The sequence below is a fragment of the Ancylomarina sp. genome (assembly GCF_041555295.1).
GTDB lineage: Bacteria > Bacteroidota > Bacteroidia > Bacteroidales > Marinifilaceae > Ancylomarina.
The window spans coordinates 1-18,646 of the sequence record NZ_JBFFKR010000001.1; the positions used below are offsets into that span (position 1 = coordinate 1).

Genomic DNA, 18,646 nt, shown 5'->3' on the forward strand with positions numbered 1-18,646 from the left:
TGAGAGTGATGAAGCAAGAACCAAAAAGCTACGTTTTCGTTCGCATTTATTATTCTCTCTTATTCTGCTTGTCGTTATTCTTATTTTCCGAGCTATAAATGACGATTCGGTTATTTCAGCCATATTTACCGTTGCTGGATATACCTATGGCCCTTTGTTGGGTTTGTATGCCTTTGGTTTATTCACATCCATTCAAGTTAAAGACAAATGGGTACCACTAGTAACCCTTGTTGCACCAATTCTGTGCTATATATTTGCACAGTACTCGATGGATTGGTTTGGATTCAAATTAGGCTTTGAACTGTTAATGCTTAATGGACTCTTAACCTTTATTGGTTTGCTAGCAATCAGGAGACATAAGGTTAAAGGTTAAAGGTTAAAGGTTAAAGGTTAAAGGTGTGATGAGAAAAGTTTTTTTATTTTCCACATCATCACATCATCACATCATCACATCATCACATCATCACATCAATTGATCCATTTAGGAAGTTTTTTAGATTTGGGTTTGCGTCCGTAAAATAAATCATCTAATGGTGCGGCTATTCGTCTAAAAAGAGGGGAGTATTTAATTCCAAATCGAATGGCATTGTGCAGTAAATTATCAGGATGTGAGTAGGGACAAGTTGCCATACATCGTCCACAGTCGGTTCCGGCTTTGCACCAATAGGTAAAACAGGATTCTGAATTAATTTGCCATCTTTTAACCCCATCAACCATTTTAGGATTGTCTGATGAAATGGATTTACTAGGGCAGACTTCTGCACACTTTTTACAGCGCAAGCAGAAATCTAGCATATAGTTCAACTTCTTCCGATCTTTAGTTGTTAATGGGAATTCGGTTGTGACAACACCTAGTCGAACTCTTGGACCTTGCTTCGGTGTCATTAATAACCCCATTCGTCCAATTTCTCCTAAACCAGCATCACGGGCAACTAAGGGGCAAACAACTTGATAATTTCCATCGATATGTGCACGGGCTGAGTAACCTAAGTGACGTAGGAATTCAGCTATCTGAATGGCTATTCGTCCCGAATCGAGATACTGTTGTGCCGATTCCATTACGATGGACGATTGGGGAGCAGCTTTTACCATTTCTTCTGTCATTTCAACTGTGAAAGCAATAGCATGGCTATGAGAGTTGTGAATTTCATCCCCATATTCCTCTCCACGTCCCTTGTGCGAATACAAATGATAGTCCTTAAGGTCGCAGATACCAATGTCTAATGCACCTAGCTTTTTACCCCAAGCTTTTAGGAAAGAACTCATTTCTTGGGGTGAGCTTTCTTTTCGATTTACATTAACCTCGCCATCAACAGCTTTCTTAAATTGTCCAACAGCAAAGAAGCTGGCATGTGCTGCTGCAAAAGCAAATGTGTGATTGAATATCGATTTTTCAGAACATAAACCTGCTTCCTTTCTGAAGGCATTATCGAGATCCTCTTTTTCAGGATATCTACTATAGTAGTTTTTATAATTTTCGCTTCCTACAACCAGTTCGTTTCGCGAAAACATCACGTTTCTCTCATCAATCTTAGTCAATGGAATTTCGTCACAAATAGGTTGAGGCGTTTTAAAAGGGTAGATGAATAGTAAGCCCGTAAGTATGATATCAGCAAAAAGAATTAATGCCAATATATTGTAGTTGTAGTACCAAGCTATAAAGTAGGGCATAGGTAATAGTATGCCGATGCTAAGTGCAAGTAAAGCTGCCCTTTTTTCATTCTCGATATAAAAAATATAAGCACTGTATAGAAATATAGCCAGAAAGATTATTGAGCTGATAAGACAAAAAAGAGTTGAAATATCGGAAAGAGAATTCATAGATAACAAATACTTATGGTTAGGATTAGAATATCGCGTGTTAAGATAGACTAATTTCTTTTTTTGAGCCTTTAGAGCACTGAGTTTAGAATGAATACAAAAAGAATTGGTAGTGTCTCAATTTTTGTTTAAAGCTTCCTGCACACTGCAGCGAGTATCACATGCCTCGTGTAAAGCTTCCTGCACACTGCAGCGAGTTTTCTAAAGAGTGAGAGCCCCACTTTTGTGAGGCTCTCGGTTTATAGTGAATTTGGGCTAGTATGTAATCTTGATTTTAGAATTGATAAACGAAGGCGTTAATACTCATACCTGCACCTACAGAGGCAAACACAACGTGATCGCCCTTTTCAAATTGATGACCTTCAAGTTCTCCTTTGGCAATCATATCGTACAAAATAGGTACGGTTGCCACCGAATTATTTCCCATTTTTTTGATGATCATAGGCATGATATCATCAGGAACTTGTCGTTCACCATATAAACGGAATAAACGTTTTGCTATGGCTTCGTCCATTTTTTCATTGGCTTGATGAATCAGAACTTTCTTAATATCCTTTAATCCCAATCCTGCTTTTTCTATACATTCTTTTACCAGTTGGGGAACGTTTGAAATTACGTATTCGTAGATTTTATGCCCATGCATTTTAATATAAAAATCTCTGTCTCGATTTTGGAAATCAGGGTTGTGAGATGCGCCTGACCATAAGAAATAGGCTTCGTTTAAAGTATCGTTACGAACTGAATGAGAGATGATTCCTGTTTTACTTTCGCTTTCAACAGCTTCGAGAATAGTCGCACCAGCCCCATCAGAATAAATCATACTATCTCTATCATGCGGATCGCAAACTCTAGAAAGTGTTTCGGCACCAATCACCAGTACTCGCTTAGCATCGCCTGATTTGATAAAATAGTTAGCCTGAATCATTGCTTGGATCCAACCAGGACATCCAAAAAGAATGTCGTAAGCAACGGTTTTAGGATTTTCTATTTTGAGTAAATGCTTGACACGAGCCGCTAAACTTGGCATCAATTGCGGTGCAACGGTATTGGCTGAAACGTCACCAAAATTATGAGCGACTAAAATATAATCCAGACTTTCTTTATCGATTCCTGATGATTCGAGAGCTCTACTTGCAGCAATAAAGGCCAAATCTGAAGCTTTTTGATCTTCACGAGCATAGCGTCTTTCCTGAATACCAGTAATATTGTAGAATTTTTCAAGAACTTCAGGCGTAGTCGCACCATTGTGGCTGCCATCAGTATTGTAAAATATATTTTTCAGGAAATCTTCATTCTTAACTTCAATTTCAGGAATATAGCTTCCTGATCCAACGATTTTTGAATATGTGCTCATCTTCAATTTTTCTTTTTAGTAATAAAATAAAGTAGGGCGCATGAAAAAAATTTAAGGGAATTTTCCTTAAAGTCAGTTAGATGAGAGTATGAATCTACACTTGCTTTAAGTGTATTCTGTTTTAGTAGTTGAGGCTAAGTTATAAAATTATTTATAAATGCGATTTTTAGGCATAAAAAAAGCGCAATCTGGAATTGATTGCGCCATGAATATTGAAGTTTTTTATTAATTTTTAAACAGCTCTGCTTTTAACTTTTTATCGACAGGATTTTTGCCTAACCAAATACCCCAAAGTGCTTTTTTAAAGGCTAATCCTTCAATATTGGCCAGTTGTTCTCCATTTTTAGAAATGCTTGTGCCAGCCTCAGGCTGATACGTAAATTGAAAAAGATCTTCTTTCTCAACACCTTGCTTAAACACATTTAGGAAAGCTTCAATTTCGTTTTGAATAGCTTCAGGATTGCCTTGTGTCGATTTTTCAAATCCTTCGCGAATGGCTTTATCCATCTTCTCGGCAGTGATAAGTCCCGAAATAATATTCAGGCGAACCACAGCCGTTTCGTTATTTGAAACAACAAGGCTTGCATCTTGCTTGATGTCTGAAACAAATAGACCGAGTGTGTACATGTCCATCCACAGCTTAACTCGCGTACCGGTTCCTTTCAGCTGAAGTTCTTGATTTTCGATTTTCAGATTCTTTGGAAATACTTCAGTTTCGTTTTGTGACATGGCATTTAAACTGAAAAAAGCCAGAATTATAGGTATGAGTAATTTTTTCATTCTGATGGATTTGAAGTTTGTATAGAATAATCTTAGCTATAGAGAATTTTAGCGTAGCATAAATAGAAGGTTGCAATAATATTAACCAAATAATTGAGCCAAAGAGGGTATTGTCGCTTGCCTGATTTTAGATCTCCTTCGAGTATGTATATAAATGTAAATAGTACGCCAAAGGCCCACATCAAAAGAAAAGACCAGTTGAAACTGCTTACATCTTTGGTTTCCCAAGTCTGAACCACTTGGGGAATAACGCCAATACTGAGTATAATATTTCCAAACCAGCCTAACGATTTGAAGAAATCTATTTTTCTAAATAATTTATGCATAACTATTTCGTCTTTTCTTGTTCGACGAACAATATTACAAATATTCTATTTATAAATTCAGCATATACTTAATTATCGACTCATTAAAGCTGTTATGCCTGTGATGATTTGTTTTATCAGCAAGATGTCTGGTTCTTGACATATTGCCCGTATAGGTCTTGTGCAGTACACCAAACCCAGCAGTATAACCCGTGAAATAAAACTTTGTTAATATCTGTTGAGCTCCCAAAGCAAGAAAGGCTCCATTGAATAAAAAGGTAAATGAACCTTCAGCGATTTCCCCGCAGTATATCTGGCCGGCACCAGGGATGAATCGAGATAGGTTCTCTGCTTTCTCAACTGATTTTAATTTGGGTAAATTCTTTTTAGAGTACAAGGAATCTATGTGCTTTGTGACAACAGTAAAATGGTCTTTTAATGAAGCCTGATTGCTGACATATTCTTTTGCCCTTTCCTGAGCTTTTGCCCATTGTTTCATTTCATTTAAAATGAAGATTTCAATCAGAAGTGTTTCATTAGGTAGGTTCTTATTTCTGAGCTTATGCCTAAGCTGAGTTATTTGTATTTGAGCCTTCTGAAGCTTATTGTCCAGGTAATAAGAAAGGCTTAACTCTTTCTTAACTTTGGTATAGTTTTCAATGTTTTCTCTAAATAGATTTATTCTCTCAAGTGTTTTGTATGATTTCGTAAAATCAAAAAGCTGTTTATAGCATTGTGCTTTTTTATATAGCGTACTAAGTAAATCTTGTTCTTCACATGAAAAGTATAGAAAACGCTCGTACTCGATAGCAGCAGCTTTATATTTTCCCATGGAAAATAAGCTGTCTGCTTTTAATAATACACTATTATTTTCCCCTTTACTAGTCGAAGATATTGCGCAAAGGAATATGAATATTAAATAATATTTTTTGATCCATTTCATGATTAAACTCTTCGTTTGATATTTTTACCGAAAACACTGATCCATAAATATTGCCCACATAAAATATGGTAAATATCGATCCAAATAGTATTGTTTTAAAGTTTCTGATGCCTAGTTTCCTATGGTTCTCCCATGTTATTAATCCAGTAGAAGCAACCATCAGCATAGATGCAATTCCTTCGCCCGTTTTGCCAGCATATATTTTACCTGAACCTGGAACAACAGCTGACATTAAACCAGCTAGCCACATTTTTTTAGGTTTTCTATTCTTTATTGAAGCATGCAATTTATTAAGGTTGACAACTTCGAATTGTAGAGATGGAAGAATTTCCGTTGTTTTTAGACGACTTGTTTCATATGTGTTTAAATCCCTTTCTAGTAAAGCGATTCCTGATATTTCAAAGTTTTTTAGCTGCACTAATTTTTGATCCAATTCAATCTTCATGAGCACTTGTTTTGCATCATTATAGTTTTTGGTATGTGCATAATTATAGGCTGCAAAAAAATGACTCTTGTGATAAAAAGAAGATTCGGGTTTAACCTTTTGAAGGTTCTGAGCAGAACTTTCCAATTGCTTAAGAGAATATAAACTCCATCCTTTAAGGTAATATAAACTATCGCTACTAGTCTTGTTTTCGAGAAGTTTAAGCTCGATTAGAGCTTCATCAAAGTCATTCGATTTAATGAGATGATGAGCAAACTCGAATCTTTGTTTTGTGGAGTACTGGGCCAACAGGTTAATTGATAATGCACAGAAAAGGACTAAAATAATTATTTTTTTCACTTTGACTCAAGATTGATTATCGGTTTGATCCTGTAATAGCTAACACTATCATGAGCATGATTGCTTTTTTGATCGAACTTAAAATAGTTAATACTGGTTGCAGCAATTCGGTTACATCTGCAAATTCTGTCGGAGCTAAGAAAGATTCCTTTCATTAATCCATATTCCCTTATGGCATCTTTGCTAAAGTCTGAGCAAGTTGGATGATAAAGGCAATCTGCAGAAAACTGCTGAGATATAACATTCTGGTAAAGGTATAATAGGGACCCAAAACCTAAACTAATAGGATTGTATTTTTTGAACCAACTTTTCTCGTTCTTATAGATATAATCTCGACTATGCTTCTTGGTGTCAAGAGTATTCGTTTTTGTCTTTAGGATAAGTTGAATATTACTCGATTCTTTATCTTGAGCTTTCGTAAGAATGCAAAAACACAGGATAAAGCTTAAGGTGAATGTCAGCTTATAAATCTGATTTATTAACTTTTGCATTGTCAGGAACTTTAAAGTTGAAATAGGATGATGAAGGCGTGTTGGAGACTTTAATGTTTGAATAAATTGTGCGTTGAACAATGGAATCTTTTTCTGGAGTATAACTTATTTCTGTCACATTAGTTGGCATTTGGAAATATGTCGTTGAGAAGTAATTGTAATAATAGATCTTCTTTAAAACGTCACCATCTAGGTTGAAATAGGCTGCATATATTGGATTATCACCTTCGTATACAACCTCAACCTTCTTGACAGTATTCATTTCTTGAGGAGCTTCCCAAACAAAGATGAGATAATTTTTATCAAGTCTTGAATCAACCATTGTAAAGCCTTCTTTTTCCAAACCTAAATCTTGTTGTTGGTTATTGGAGAAATAGAAGATTAATTCGTTTTCACTTGATAGAGTAATATCTTGTGTATAAGTGACTGTGTTTGTTTCAGGAATATAAAGTTTTATTTCTCCTTTTCGGTTGCTTACTTTTACGAATTCTTGTGGAGAACTGTATGACGAGACAATTACGCCTTGTTCTTTATCATAGAAAAAATCAGCATGAGCGTTACTTAGTAAGCCTTTTTTATACGATTGATTATCCATACTATAACTGATGTAGTTTGAGCTCTTTTGAGAAAACAAAACAGTAGGGAATAGGATACAAAGAATAAATGATAATCGAATCAGTAACATATTAAATTATATAAAGTGTTAAATGAAGTTGCTGCTATAAACCGCAGATGAAATCTGGATTTATAACAGCAACTTTTAGTAATGCTTTATGATATTACCACATAAAGAATTTTGGATTGTCAACAAACTGACTAATATCATCATAGTTAATTGCAAGAACAATTAAGTCGACTAGTGGCATTATACCAAAAAATCCTCCACAAGTAAGGATATAGCCAATACCTGTCATCACCTTAGTTCCAAGGTAAAAACGGTGAACACCAAGACCTCCTAAAAAGAAATCAAAAACAATAGCCAATAGAGGGTCTTTTGCTTTTACAGTTGAATTTAAAGTTGATGTTGCCATCAAGTTTGAAGACATCTCATTTAAATTCATCATGATAGTTGTTGAAGCTTTTTCAAACAATACATCAATTTTTGCATCATTGATGTGGTAGCTAGATGCTTCTACATTCGAAAATGTAAACATTGTGCAAATAAATGCAACTACGAATAAAAATTTTTTCATTTAAATATAATTTATATGTTCAAATCTAAATTAAGAAAATAAATCTATTAAATAGTCTTTATATAATTAATTATTGAATGAGTCTGTTAAAATCATCACCAGTAGGATTCTGGAATACTCTGAGATTAAACTCAGGAACGATAGCCAAAATGTGATCAAAGATATCAGCTTGTATGGCTTCATAATTGGCCCATTCCTGATCATTTGAAAAAACATAAATCTCAATAGGGAGTCCTTTTTCAGAAGGCTGAAGTTGGCGTACCATGAAAGTCATCTCATTGTGAATTTTGGGATGATTTTCTAAGTAGGCTTCAATATACTTTCGGAAGGTTCCAATATTGGTTATGCGTTTCTGATTGACTGGAATTTCGTTTTCAGGATTAGCCTTTTTGATTTCTTCTTTCTTTTCTTGAATATAGCTGGTGATTAGTTTCACTTTCTCGGCCATCTCAATTTCCTGATCAGACAAAAAATGAATAGATTTTACGTCGATATTCAGATGACGCTTAATTCTTCTCCCGCCTGATTCTTCCATACCTTTCCAGTTGTTGAAGGACTCGGAAACTAAGGCATAGGTAGGTATTGTACTGATTGTTTTATCCCAGTTTTGAACTTTCACCGTATTTAAACTGATATCGATAACGGTTCCATCAGCATCTTTCGATGGCATACTAATCCAATCACCAATGCTTACCATCTTGTTTGCTGAAAGCTGTATGGAAGCAACGAATCCTAATATAGTATCCTTAAACACCAAGATGAGGACTGCAGCGAAAGCCCCCATTGTGCCTAGTACTAATGTTGGCGCTTTATTAATTAGAATACCAATGATAGAAATACATCCCATTACATAGAAAAAGATTTTGATAATTTGTATATAGCCTTTAATGGGGCGAGTTTTACTTACCGGGAATGTCTTGTAAATATCATTAGCCGCACTTAGAAAAGAATCTATAAGCATTAATGATAAAATAATCATGTAAATTTGGGTTGCTTTTTCGATAGCTAAACCACTAGAAGGAGGATTAATCAAGGACGCACTATAATAAATGATAATGGCAGGCGCAAAGTGCGAGATTTTATTGAAGACTTTTCTTTCCAAAAGAATATCATCCCAATGGGTTTTGGTTTTACGAACGAGTTTAGTAATGATACTAATCAAAACCTTTCTAGAAATGACATCGGAAAGCCATGCTAGGATCAAAACTATAACAACAGCAATTGCTGATTGTATAATAATTGCAAAGCTTTCAGCAATACCTTGATTGATTAACCAATCTTTTAAATGAGATCCAAGTAGTTCTTTCATATTGTTATCAAATATATTGACCGCTTTTATAAAGTGGAATTTAATCTAATTGTATTTAATGTAAGAACAAATATATTGAATCGTTTTATTAAAAAGAAACCTTAGGGAGAATGCCTAAATATTTATTAAGTAATATGAAGAGATGAAAAAGATCATTTAATTACAGCAAACTTTCTTTTAACTTTGCAATAACCTTAAACATATAGAAATGATACGATCTTTAACATTAATCTTAAGTGTGCTATTAGTAGCAACTAAGCTGAGTTTTGCCTCAGTTGATTTTGATACTTATTTTGAACACAAAACCTTACGAGTTGATTATTTACTAGGTGGGAATGTAAATGAGCAGACTGTCTTTTTTCAGAATTTAAAGAAGGAGGCTTACTGGGGAGGTTCAACAAAAAATCTTGTAGATAGATTTAACTACGGTAACTTTCGTTATAAGTTGGTTGATAAAACTTCAGGAACTATAATTTATTCTAGTGGGTTTGGATCCTTGTTTCAGGAATGGCAAGCTACTCCAGAAGCAAAAATAGTGAATAGATCTTATTATCAGGTGAATGTAATGCCTTTCCCAAAGAATAGGGCTCAGTTTATTATTGACTATAGAAATAGAGATGGTGTTTTTGTACAACTTTTTGAATACGAGATTGATCCAACTAACTATTTTATTTTAGATGAAACGGCAATAAAGGTTAAGCACTCTAAGATTATGGGAAATGGAGAAACTGATTCTAGTATTGATGTGGCTTTCATAGCTGAAGGCTATACTCAGGAAGAGATGGGGAAATTTAGAGCAGATGTCGAGCGAGTTGCTGGTTACATTTTGAATGTAGAACCTTTTAAAACTTATGCAGATCGTTTTAATATTTATGCATTAGAATCTGTTTCAGAAGAATCGGGACCGGATATTCCTGGAAAGCATATATATAAGAACACAGTTTTGAATTCAAACTTCTACACTTTTGATTCGGAGCGATATCTCACTACCTCTGATTTGAAAAGTATGTATGATATAGCTGCTAATGTGCCTTATGATCAAATTTTCGTATTAATAAATACTGAGAAATATGGTGGTGCAGGAATCTATAATTATTACACGTCTTGTGCTTCTGATCATAAATTATCCAGAGAAGTTGCCAGCCATGAATTCGGACATGGTTTTGTTGGCTTAGCAGATGAATATTACACTTCAGGCGTATCTGTTGAAGATTTTTACAACTTAAAAGTAGAACCTTGGGAGCCAAATATCACCACTTTGATTGATTTTGAAAGCAAATGGAAGTCATTGATAGACGAGGGAATTGTAACACCAACTCCTAGAACTGAAGAATATGAAGCCAAAGTTGGACTTTTTGAAGGAGGCGGTTATATGAATAAGGGGATTTATTCACCAGTTCAGGATTGTAAAATGAAATCGAATAATAAAGATGAATTCTGTCCTGTTTGCCAGAAAGCTTGTGTTAGGATGATCAAGTTTACAATTGGAGAATAGTTCTGATATCTAGAAATAAAAAAATGCACTCATATTGATGAGTGCATTTTTTTTGAACAGACTATTTTAGATTCCTATTCTTTATCTTTTTTAGCAAGACTATAGAATGCTAGTAACGCTAGTCCTCCAAACATGAAGATCATTGAGAAATATGAAACCTCTTCGCTCATTCTTGTATATTCATCAAGGATGTTTCCGACAAGAATTCCTATGGCTAGACCAATTAATAAGATACCATATTTCAAACTCTCCTGAGTTCTGTCTTTAGTTGCACTAACCAAAAGTTCTGCACTAAGACCTTTTTCAATAAGAGCCTTTCTTTCACGATGACGGTGTACTAGGAAAATGCATAATGGTATAATTCCAAATACTGAGATGATTGCTACTACTCCTTCGATATCCATAATATAAGTTTTAATTTAAACGTACAATAATTTTTTTTAGTTGTAAATAAAAGCTTCATATTTTTTGCTTTCAACTTTATGACGCCATGTTCTAAGAAAGGGTTACAAATAAACTATTCTTTTTTAATTGGGTTTTTTGTCTGTTTGTTAATCGTTATATTGTAGTGTTATGTTTTTTTTGTCATTTTATCTGTAACCAATATAAGTTTGGTGCGTCTAACTATTAGTAGTTCGAAACAGATGCAACATTTAAAGACTTATTACAGTCTATTGTATTGTGAAGTGGAAATGAGGAAAGTTAATTGTCTTTGAACAAGTTTGTTAATCTAGTTTCTAAACATTAGAACATGAAGTCGAACAAGGATAGCTATTACATACAAAAAATTAAGGAGGGTGATGTTGGCGCATATGCCTACTTGGTTGATCGTCATAAAAAAATGGCCTTTAACATTGCTATGCAATTAATTGGAAACAGAGAGGATGCTGAAGAAATTACACAAGATGCTTTCTTAAAAGCATATCAGGCATTAGATAGTTATAAAGGTGAATCGAAATTTTCGACTTGGCTTTATAGAATTATATACAACGCCTCTATTTCGAAGATGCGAAAAAAAAAATTAGATCAGGTTTCCATTGATGATGACTTTAACGCATCGGTAAATGTGAAATCGACCCAGTCGTCGCTTCAAGCTTTAACAAATAAGGAGCAGAAGCTCTATATAGATAGAGCTCTTAATAAAATGAGGGGTGACGAAAAGATAATAATAAACCTTTTTTATTTAGAAGAGAATTCTATTGATGAGGTTAGTGAAGTTACTGGATTGAGTGTGGCAAATGTAAAGGTTAAATTACATCGATCTCGTAAGAAATTATACGGTATCTTAGAGCAGTTTTTGCACGAAGAATTAAAAACGATACTTTAAGATGAAAATTAAACTAATAGAATAAAAGAAACTTGCTTTTCTAATTGAGACAAAATTTGGAACAGATGCAAAAGGAAGATATATATAAAGACGAATTCATAAAAAAGTTATTGAACGAGGTTGAACTTGAAGAGCCATCGGCCGATTTCACAAAGCATGTGATGGACGATGTGATGCAAGATTGGTTGACCAATTCAGTAAGTGTTAAGAAGCGCATGCCAATTAAACGTTTACTGATTTTAATAGCTTTTATTTTACTGATAGTGATCATTCTTTTAGGAACTGATGTGCACAGTATTGTTGCCTCTTGGGAGCATCCTTTAATCAAGCAATTGAATGCTATTTTAATTCAGCCAATACATGATTTATTAACTGGGGCAGTTGACCGTGTTGTCAGTCTGCCTGCAATTGTTTATATAATCATGATTGCAGGTTCATCATTAGTTCTTTTTGATAATCTTGTAAAAAAGATGTTACATCAATCCTAACGAATTTGTCTATGAGGTAAAAAATGCTGTCGATAATTCGACAGCATTTTTTTTATATGTGAATTTCATTCCTAGAATGGAAGATCATCTTCTTCTGGAGCTGGAGGCATATCTGCTGCGTTGAATTCAGGCATTTCAGCAGCAGCTGCCGCTTGCATTTTCTCAATTCTCCAAGCTTCAAGATTTGAAAAGTAGTTTACTTTTCCATCTTTTTCCCATTTTCTTCCTTTGATATTGAAAGAAACCTTAATGTTTTCGTTAACAGACACAGTCTCTAATAAATCGCAACGATCCTGAGTCAATTGAAACTTAATGAAATCATTCCAATCAGAATTTCTCTCATTTTCAACTTCAATAACAAATTCTCTTTTCTTAAAACGATCGCTTATTTGTTGAGTATCCTCTTTAAGGATAACCTTACCGTTAATTTCAAAATTCATATAAATATCTTTTGCTTAGTAAGTATTTACTAATGTTTGATTATTGTAAATTTTCTTTAGAAAGAATTACTCTCTGATGATTACGATTTTCTCGATAACATCACCACCTTTAATTTGGTCGATTACTTCAAGACCCTCTACAACCTTGCCAAAACAAGTGTGCTGACGATCTAGGTGAGCTGTGTTCTCGCGACTATGGCAAATAAAGAATTGAGATCCACCTGTATTTCTTCCAGCGTGAGCCATAGAAAGAACACCTTTATCGTGGAATTGGTTACCGCCAGTTAATTCACATTTGATAGTATGACCTGGTCCACCTGCACCTGTTCCATCAGGACATCCTCCTTGAATAACAAAGTTTGGAATTACACGGTGAAAAGTTAATCCATCGTAAAATCCTTTTTCTGAAAGAGTAACAAAATTTTGAACTGTCGTAGGTGCATCTTTTTCGAAGAATTCCACCTTCATTAGACCTTTTTCTGTATGAATTTCTGCTTGTAACATATCTTTGATTTTTATTAGTTTTTTTCTGTGAAATTGAAGATTGAAAGTACTCATTTTCTTTCAAAATGTCTTAGCCAGACAACAAAAAAACAAAATCGAGTTTGTTCTCTATGCTTTGATTATGAGTTCACTTGCTTGTAAGCTAGGAACTTGTCGTTTTAATAAACGACTTCGCTAAAATCAAATGCTATTTGTTCAATTAGCCTACAAAGCTAAGAAAAGAATTGTACTCGCAAAAGGGAAAAAAAAATCCCTTTCCGAAATAAATCGAAAAGGGAATATTCTAATAGAGTTCTGTTGAAACAAATTCTCTAATATTTAAATTTTATTAAGAAATTATTTTGTAGCAGGAGCTGCTGCAGCAACAATTTCAAGAAGCTCAATTTCGAAAATTAATGTTGAGTTAGGTCCGATATTAGCACCTGCTCCACGAGGACCATAAGCTAAAGCAGAAGGAATATAAAGCTCCCACTTAGAACCAACAGGCATCATTTGTAAAGCTTCAGTCCATCCTTTGATTACACGAGTAGGTAAGAATTTTGCTGGTTCGTTACGTTTGTATGAAGAATCAAATTCCTTACCATCAATTGTTGTTCCACGGTAATGAACACTAACTTCTTGATCTTTAGTTGGGATTGCTCCAGTTCCTGCAGTTAAAACTTTGTATTGAAGTCCACTTTCAGTAGTTACAACACCTTCTTTGCCTTTATTCTCTTCTAGGAATTTCTCACCAATAGCAATATTCGCTTCAGCTGCTTTTTCCTTAAGAACTTTAATGTAATTATTGATGATTGCACCACCAGCACGAGGCTCGATTCTTAAATCTTCCTGAGCTAAAGCAGCGTTTAAACCTGCTAAAAGAGCATCTTGATTAACTTCGTTTAAGCTGTTTTGTAATAAGTTCCCTCCGAAACTAGCACCGATACTATAGCTTACAGAATCAACAGTTGTGTTCAAAGCCATTTTAGTGTCTACTTTCTTATCGCAAGAGCTAAATGCGAATACGCCTAGTCCTAATGCTAGAGTTAATGCTTTTAATTTCATTGTTTTGAATATTTAGTTTATCTGTGAAAAATTATACAATTTCTAATAACTCTACTTCAAACATTAGAGTTGTGTGTGGCCCGATTAAGTTACCAGCACCTTGTGCACCATAGGCAAGGTGCGAAGGAACAAACAATTTCCATTTCGATCCAAGAGGCATCAATTGAAGCGCTTCAACCCATCCAGCAATAACACCGTTTACTGGGAATGTAGCAGGCTCTCCACGATCTACAGAGCTATCGAAAATAGTTCCGTTAATCAATGTTCCGTGGTAGTGACACTTAACGCTGTCGGTTGCTTTTGGAATAGCACCATTACCTTCTGTAATAACTTGATATTGAAGACCGCTTTCCAGTTCAATTACGCCTTCATTTTTTTTGTTCTCTTCAAGGAAAACTTTTCCTTCACCTATAGCTTGTCCAGCCTGCTCTTCTTGCATTTTTCCGAAAAACTCCTGTAGAATACCATTAGCCTCTTCTGGAGACAACTCTGGCATTTTACCATTAAATGCAGCTTCAAGAGCTTCAACAAATGGCTCAGTGCTTATAGTCTTAACACCTGATGTAATTAAATTGCTTGCAATGCTTAAACCAAGGCAATAGCTTACCTTATCTTGTTCTTCTGTATATTTCATGTATTCAAAATTATTCATCTCAAAAATGAGTCTTGAATTTCAAAATGCAGATATTAAAATACTTGCACTTGAAATTGATCTTCATTTGCTTTGAGAAACATCAATATTTAGTTACGTTATTGTTATTCAGAGGTTTATGACTTCTTCTGAAAAGCAAAGCCCTAAGTTAATAGTTTTATCCAAAAATGCGAGAATAGCTTATGCTTTTTAAGTTTTTTTTAATTTATTCGAAAGGTTCTTTATAATCAAAATTTTCAATTCTAGTCGCTCTTAAAATATGATGTTTGCCTGGGGGGCCAGCTAATCTTTTGATTTCAAAACCCGATGCACGAAGTGCTCTCTTTACAATGCCCTTAGAACAGTATGTGACTAGTATGGCATTAGAATTTGTACACCCATATAGTTTTTTGAATATTTCTTCTGTCCATAGATCTGGTTGAATATCAGGTGCAAAGGCATCAAAGTAAATAAGATCATATTTATCCTTGAAGTCTATTGTTTTTAAATCCCCATTTATTTTTTTGAGTTCGAAATTGGCAGAGATTTCACTGGTTTTATTCCAATCAACTTGGTGTAGTTTCCTAAACAATTCTTTATTACCAAAATCAATTTGCTCAGGATAATTTAGAACTGTTAGATGTTCTTCATCAACAGGGTAACGTTCTAAGCTGTGATAAACAATAGATCTTTTATTATTCTCAGCTTCCACAAGAGTCAAGTATGCATTAAGACCTGTCCCAAAACCGATTTCTAAAATACGAATTGGATTTTTTTCAGAAAAGTGTAAACCTGTACTTATATAGACATGAATTGCTTCCTGAATAGCACCATGTGTTGAATGATAATGTTCGTTGAGTTCTGGAATATATATGGTGTGAGAACCATCTTCAGTTATTTTTATCTCTCGTTTCAGCATGGTGTTATTTAATAGTGGATGATACTTAATCCAGTTTATAGCTTTGTGTCAGCGTCCTTATTATGACCTATATCTATTGGTGAAATCACAACAGCTTGTTGGCGCAATCTATTTGGGAACAGATTAATCCATTTTTTTTGAAATGGTAATTCTTGATCATTCTCGGGATGACGAACTAATAAAATTATAAATCCGAAGAATAGAAAAATTCCCTTTAGTATACTTGATAAGGTAAGGCCCCACCATACAGAAGTCACAGGTACTGAGTCAGGGTTAAGATATTCTGGAAAAAGAGGTAGCATATCAACAAGATTGTAAGCAAAAATAATAGCAAATGGTATGCGCAGAACGTTTCCGATTATGCCAATTATAGTTGGTGGCATGGCTTTGCCAATTCCATTAAATGCGCCGGTAGCAGTAATCTCTATACTCATGAAAATCTGTGAGAAACTTAGAATCATCAAATAAACAATTCCCATTTTAAGAACATCAGGTTCACTTGTTTTAATGAAAATACTGAATACTTCCGATCCAAAAAAGTAAAATAATGCTGTGCTTAGTAGCCCTATAGTTGAGGCTATACCCAGAGTAATGAAAAAACCTTTTTGAATTCGGTCCCAACGCTTGGCACCATAGTTTTGGCCTGTAAAAGTTCCGAGTGCAGATGAAAAGCCCAAGGCTGTCATCCAGGAAAGAGCTTCAATTTGGGAACCGATTGATTGTACGGAAAAAGGGATGCTATTTCCCTGAGCAATACTATTCATTATCCGTGCAAGGAGCATTGAAAGTAAAGCAAAGCAGGCTGATTGAAGAGCAACAGGACCGCCAATTTTGATGATTGGTTTTAAAAATTGCGTCTGTAGTTTACCTAAATATTGTTTGGTTCTAAGAGGATTGTATTTTCCTTTAAGGAGTAATATAAATAATCCAAATACGAAAATTTGGGAAATAACTGTTGCTATACCAGCGCCTTCAGCACCCATTGCAGGAATGCTTCCCCACCCAAAAATTAGAATCGGATCTAGAATCATATTCAAAATTAGTCCCACAGCGTTGACATAAAAAGGCACTTTGGTATTACCCGTTCCGTTATATATCCCTGAAAGGGTGATGTTAGAAAAGGTGAAGGGCATACCAATAGCTACAATTCTTAGATAGACAAAGGCTGTTTGATTTACAAAATTGCTTTCAATTTGAAAGAGATTGACAATTGGTCCCGTAAATAACCAAACTAAAAAACCAAAAGCAATGGAAATGAGAAAAGATAAACCGAAAGCGTTTCGAGTGAAAGCTTTTGCATCTTCCATGTTTTTGCGCCCAATGGATTGAGAAATACACACTTCTGCTCCTATTTTTGTAATAAACATGAGCGAAGATCCTAACCACACCAAGTAAAGAGCTATACCAACAGCACTTACCGTTTCGCTTCCTACTCGACCCAGCCAGGCCATATCAGTCATATTGTACGCCATTTGTACAAATGAAGTCGCAATAATAGGGATAGCTAGTTTGAGTATTTGAGGGAATATTCTGCCTGTCGTTAGATCTTTTATTTGTGACACTGAATAGACTTTAATTAATTGAACGATTAGGATTGGTATAGGAGATTTTAGATATGAATAAAACCGCCTTAAATAATGTCATGCAAAATTAAGAAATAGATGCAATATTATTGAAAATAGCTCGATTAATTCAGATCTTGCAGCCATTATGAGTGAAGATGTAATTAGAAAGATAATTCATATTGATATGGATGCTTTTTTTGCCTCAGTTGAGCAAAAAGATAATCCTGAACTTAAGGGTAAAGCTGTGGCTGTTGGCGGAGGTGGAGATAGAGGCGTTGTTGCGGCAGCGAGTTATGAGGCTAGAAAATTTGGGGTGCGATCTGCTATGCCATCCAAAACAGCTTTGAAACGATGTCCACATCTTATTTTTGTAAAGCCTCGCCATTCTCGATACAAAGAGATTTCTGATCAAATCATGACAATTTTTCATGAGTTTACCGACTTGGTTGAACCACTTTCTATTGATGAGGCTTTTCTTGATGTCAGCCGCAATAAGATGGGATTGCCTTCTGCTACAGCAATTGCTGTAGAAATTAGGCGAAGAGTTAAAGAGGAAACGGGATTAATTGCTTCTGCGGGTATTTCTGTAAATAAGTTTTTGGCAAAAATTGCATCTGATTATCAAAAGCCAGATGGACTGTTTGTAATAAAGCCGAAAATGGTGGAATCATTTATCGAGAAATTGAGCATCGAGAAGTTTTTTGGTGTAGGCAAGGTGACTGCTGAAAAGATGCATCAAATTGGAATTTTTCATGGTAAAGATTTGAAAAAGCGTTCTTTGTTGGAATTGACTCGTTTGTTTGGAAAAAATGGAGCTTACTATTACAATATTGTCCGAGGTATTGATAACAGAGAGGTTGATCCCCACCGGATAAGAAAATCAGTTAGTACTGAGAATACCTTTCTTGATGATATTAGAACTAAGAAACAGCTCAAAATAAGATTAGAAGAATTGATATTAGACCTTCATCGACGTTTGCAGCGGACTAAATTCAAAGGGCGTACTATAAATATGAAAATCAAGTACAGTAGTTTTGAGCAAATTACGCGTTCTCGTACTGTTTTGCATGAGATTACAGATTATAAAGAGATTGTAGAATTGTCAAATAGTTTGCTTGATCAACTTGAGCTGACAGACAGTGTTCGCCTACTGGGAGTCGGTATTTCCAACCAAATAAAGCACAATGAAGTCATTCAACTCACATTCGATTTTTAATAAAGAGTAATTATGTTTTTTAATATCGTTCATTAAG

General features: G+C 34.8%; 21 protein-coding genes and 1 pseudogene. 5 read left to right on the plus strand and 17 right to left on the minus strand.

Going from position 1 to position 18,646, the window contains the following annotated elements:
* Window positions 1–373 (plus strand): annotated as a pseudogene (locus ABY905_RS00005) (sodium:solute symporter); the annotation flags it as partial.
* A 95-nt stretch (window positions 374–468) separates the two neighbouring features.
* Here ABY905_RS00005 and ABY905_RS00010 read toward each other — a convergent pair.
* From ABY905_RS00010 to ABY905_RS00055, 10 genes are all read right to left on the minus strand, one after another.
* A complete protein-coding gene (locus ABY905_RS00010) occupies window positions 469–1,821 on the minus strand; it encodes a 4Fe-4S dicluster domain-containing protein (protein WP_372639358.1) in 1,353 nt (450 codons plus the stop codon).
* Between the two features lie 274 nt (window positions 1,822–2,095).
* Window positions 2,096–3,175 carry a 3-oxoacyl-ACP synthase III family protein gene (locus tag ABY905_RS00015; protein WP_372639359.1) on the minus strand — a complete coding sequence of 360 codons (1,080 nt, stop codon included), beginning with the start codon at window positions 3,173–3,175 and terminating at the stop codon, window positions 2,096–2,098.
* Window positions 3,176–3,400: 225 nt separating this feature from the next.
* Entirely contained in the window at window positions 3,401–3,955 is a 555-nt protein-coding gene (locus ABY905_RS00020; RefSeq protein ID WP_372639360.1) for a chalcone isomerase family protein, read from the minus strand.
* Window positions 3,956–3,987: 32 nt separating this feature from the next.
* Window positions 3,988–4,281 (minus strand): PQ-loop domain-containing transporter, encoded by a 294-nt coding sequence (locus tag ABY905_RS00025; protein ID WP_372639361.1) that lies wholly within the window; start codon window positions 4,279–4,281, stop codon window positions 3,988–3,990.
* A 49-nt stretch (window positions 4,282–4,330) separates the two neighbouring features.
* Entirely contained in the window at window positions 4,331–5,092 is a 762-nt protein-coding gene (locus tag ABY905_RS00030) for a hypothetical protein (RefSeq protein ID WP_372639362.1), read from the minus strand.
* Window positions 5,093–5,141: 49 nt separating this feature from the next.
* A complete protein-coding gene (locus ABY905_RS00035; protein WP_372639363.1) occupies window positions 5,142–5,987 on the minus strand; it encodes a tol-pal system YbgF family protein in 846 nt (281 codons plus the stop codon).
* A complete protein-coding gene (yidD, locus tag ABY905_RS00040; RefSeq protein WP_372639364.1) occupies window positions 5,984–6,478 on the minus strand; it encodes a membrane protein insertion efficiency factor YidD in 495 nt (164 codons plus the stop codon). The genes ABY905_RS00035 and yidD overlap by 4 nt, the downstream gene beginning before the upstream one ends.
* Window positions 6,450–7,163, minus strand: a complete 714-nt coding sequence (locus tag ABY905_RS00045) for a hypothetical protein (protein ID WP_372639365.1) — start codon at window positions 7,161–7,163, stop codon at window positions 6,450–6,452. Before ABY905_RS00045 ends, yidD begins: the two co-directional genes overlap by 29 nt.
* Before the next feature lie 94 nt (window positions 7,164–7,257).
* Entirely contained in the window at window positions 7,258–7,671 is a 414-nt protein-coding gene (locus tag ABY905_RS00050; RefSeq protein WP_372639366.1) for a TM2 domain-containing protein, read from the minus strand.
* A 70-nt stretch (window positions 7,672–7,741) separates the two neighbouring features.
* Complete coding sequence (locus ABY905_RS00055; RefSeq protein ID WP_372639367.1) at window positions 7,742–8,980, minus strand: mechanosensitive ion channel family protein; 1,239 nt, start codon at window positions 8,978–8,980, stop codon at window positions 7,742–7,744.
* Between the two features lie 208 nt (window positions 8,981–9,188).
* Here ABY905_RS00055 and ABY905_RS00060 point away from each other — a divergent pair, with 208 nt between their 5' ends.
* Complete coding sequence (locus ABY905_RS00060) at window positions 9,189–10,475, plus strand: M64 family metallopeptidase (protein WP_372639368.1); 1,287 nt, start codon at window positions 9,189–9,191, stop codon at window positions 10,473–10,475.
* Between the two features lie 74 nt (window positions 10,476–10,549).
* On the opposite strand, the gene ABY905_RS00065 is transcribed toward ABY905_RS00060, so the two are convergent.
* Window positions 10,550–10,879: a DUF6249 domain-containing protein gene (locus ABY905_RS00065; protein ID WP_372639369.1), complete on the minus strand. Its 330-nt coding sequence runs from the start codon at window positions 10,877–10,879 to the stop codon at window positions 10,550–10,552.
* A gap of 347 nt (window positions 10,880–11,226) precedes the next feature.
* On the opposite strand from ABY905_RS00065, the gene ABY905_RS00070 reads away from it, so the two are divergent.
* Both ABY905_RS00070 and ABY905_RS00075 read left to right on the plus strand, forming a co-directional pair.
* Window positions 11,227–11,802 (plus strand): RNA polymerase sigma factor, encoded by a 576-nt coding sequence (locus tag ABY905_RS00070; protein ID WP_372639370.1) that lies wholly within the window; start codon window positions 11,227–11,229, stop codon window positions 11,800–11,802.
* Window positions 11,803–11,867: 65 nt separating this feature from the next.
* The gene (locus ABY905_RS00075; RefSeq protein ID WP_372639371.1) at window positions 11,868–12,290 is read left to right on the plus strand and encodes a hypothetical protein; all 423 of its coding nucleotides are present in this window, start codon (window positions 11,868–11,870) and stop codon (window positions 12,288–12,290) included.
* 71 nt (window positions 12,291–12,361) lie between these two features.
* On the opposite strand, the gene ABY905_RS00080 is transcribed toward ABY905_RS00075, so the two are convergent.
* The 6 genes from ABY905_RS00080 to ABY905_RS00105 all read right to left on the minus strand — a co-directional run bounded on the left by ABY905_RS00080 (window position 12,362) and on the right by ABY905_RS00105 (window position 17,390).
* The gene (locus ABY905_RS00080) at window positions 12,362–12,730 is read right to left on the minus strand and encodes a DUF3127 domain-containing protein (protein WP_372639373.1); all 369 of its coding nucleotides are present in this window, start codon (window positions 12,728–12,730) and stop codon (window positions 12,362–12,364) included.
* 66 nt (window positions 12,731–12,796) lie between these two features.
* Window positions 12,797–13,234 (minus strand): peptidylprolyl isomerase, encoded by a 438-nt coding sequence (locus ABY905_RS00085; RefSeq protein WP_372639374.1) that lies wholly within the window; start codon window positions 13,232–13,234, stop codon window positions 12,797–12,799.
* Window positions 13,235–13,570: 336 nt separating this feature from the next.
* A complete protein-coding gene (locus tag ABY905_RS00090) occupies window positions 13,571–14,278 on the minus strand; it encodes an FKBP-type peptidyl-prolyl cis-trans isomerase (protein WP_372639375.1) in 708 nt (235 codons plus the stop codon).
* Between the two features lie 31 nt (window positions 14,279–14,309).
* Entirely contained in the window at window positions 14,310–14,912 is a 603-nt protein-coding gene (locus tag ABY905_RS00095) for an FKBP-type peptidyl-prolyl cis-trans isomerase (protein WP_372639376.1), read from the minus strand.
* Between the two features lie 223 nt (window positions 14,913–15,135).
* Window positions 15,136–15,828, minus strand: coding sequence for a tRNA (5-methylaminomethyl-2-thiouridine)(34)-methyltransferase MnmD (mnmD, locus tag ABY905_RS00100; protein ID WP_372639377.1), 693 nt, complete (start codon window positions 15,826–15,828; stop codon window positions 15,136–15,138).
* A gap of 35 nt (window positions 15,829–15,863) precedes the next feature.
* The gene (locus ABY905_RS00105; protein ID WP_372639378.1) at window positions 15,864–17,390 is read right to left on the minus strand and encodes an MATE family efflux transporter; all 1,527 of its coding nucleotides are present in this window, start codon (window positions 17,388–17,390) and stop codon (window positions 15,864–15,866) included.
* A gap of 148 nt (window positions 17,391–17,538) precedes the next feature.
* Between ABY905_RS00105 and dinB the strand changes: the two genes are divergently transcribed.
* Entirely contained in the window at window positions 17,539–18,609 is a 1,071-nt protein-coding gene (gene dinB / locus ABY905_RS00110) for a DNA polymerase IV (RefSeq protein ID WP_372639379.1), read from the plus strand.
* Window positions 18,610–18,646 lie beyond the last annotated feature (37 nt).

Excerpts from the sequence above, each read along its gene's own strand:
- ABY905_RS00010 (WP_372639358.1), bottom strand. The coding sequence starts at position 1,821 with ATGAATTCTCTTTCCGATATTTCAACTCTTTTTTGTCTTATCAGCTCA.
- ABY905_RS00015 (WP_372639359.1), bottom strand. The coding sequence starts at position 3,175 with ATGAGCACATATTCAAAAATCGTTGGATCAGGAAGCTATATTCCTGAA.
- ABY905_RS00020 (WP_372639360.1), bottom strand. The coding sequence starts at position 3,955 with ATGAAAAAATTACTCATACCTATAATTCTGGCTTTTTTCAGTTTAAAT.
- ABY905_RS00025 (WP_372639361.1), bottom strand. The coding sequence starts at position 4,281 with ATGCATAAATTATTTAGAAAAATAGATTTCTTCAAATCGTTAGGCTGG.
- ABY905_RS00030 (WP_372639362.1), bottom strand. The coding sequence starts at position 5,092 with ATGGGAAAATATAAAGCTGCTGCTATCGAGTACGAGCGTTTTCTATAC.
- yidD (WP_372639364.1), bottom strand. The coding sequence starts at position 6,478 with ATGCAAAAGTTAATAAATCAGATTTATAAGCTGACATTCACCTTAAGC.
- ABY905_RS00045 (WP_372639365.1), bottom strand. The coding sequence starts at position 7,163 with ATGTTACTGATTCGATTATCATTTATTCTTTGTATCCTATTCCCTACT.
- ABY905_RS00050 (WP_372639366.1), bottom strand. The coding sequence starts at position 7,671 with ATGAAAAAATTTTTATTCGTAGTTGCATTTATTTGCACAATGTTTACA.
- ABY905_RS00055 (WP_372639367.1), bottom strand. The coding sequence starts at position 8,980 with ATGAAAGAACTACTTGGATCTCATTTAAAAGATTGGTTAATCAATCAA.
- ABY905_RS00060 (WP_372639368.1), top strand. The coding sequence starts at position 9,189 with ATGATACGATCTTTAACATTAATCTTAAGTGTGCTATTAGTAGCAACT.
- ABY905_RS00065 (WP_372639369.1), bottom strand. The coding sequence starts at position 10,879 with ATGGATATCGAAGGAGTAGTAGCAATCATCTCAGTATTTGGAATTATA.
- ABY905_RS00070 (WP_372639370.1), top strand. The coding sequence starts at position 11,227 with ATGAAGTCGAACAAGGATAGCTATTACATACAAAAAATTAAGGAGGGT.
- ABY905_RS00075 (WP_372639371.1), top strand. The coding sequence starts at position 11,868 with ATGCAAAAGGAAGATATATATAAAGACGAATTCATAAAAAAGTTATTG.
- ABY905_RS00080 (WP_372639373.1), bottom strand. The coding sequence starts at position 12,730 with ATGAATTTTGAAATTAACGGTAAGGTTATCCTTAAAGAGGATACTCAA.
- ABY905_RS00085 (WP_372639374.1), bottom strand. The coding sequence starts at position 13,234 with ATGTTACAAGCAGAAATTCATACAGAAAAAGGTCTAATGAAGGTGGAA.
- ABY905_RS00090 (WP_372639375.1), bottom strand. The coding sequence starts at position 14,278 with ATGAAATTAAAAGCATTAACTCTAGCATTAGGACTAGGCGTATTCGCA.
- ABY905_RS00095 (WP_372639376.1), bottom strand. The coding sequence starts at position 14,912 with ATGAAATATACAGAAGAACAAGATAAGGTAAGCTATTGCCTTGGTTTA.
- mnmD (WP_372639377.1), bottom strand. The coding sequence starts at position 15,828 with ATGCTGAAACGAGAGATAAAAATAACTGAAGATGGTTCTCACACCATA.
- dinB (WP_372639379.1), top strand. The coding sequence starts at position 17,539 with ATGAGTGAAGATGTAATTAGAAAGATAATTCATATTGATATGGATGCT.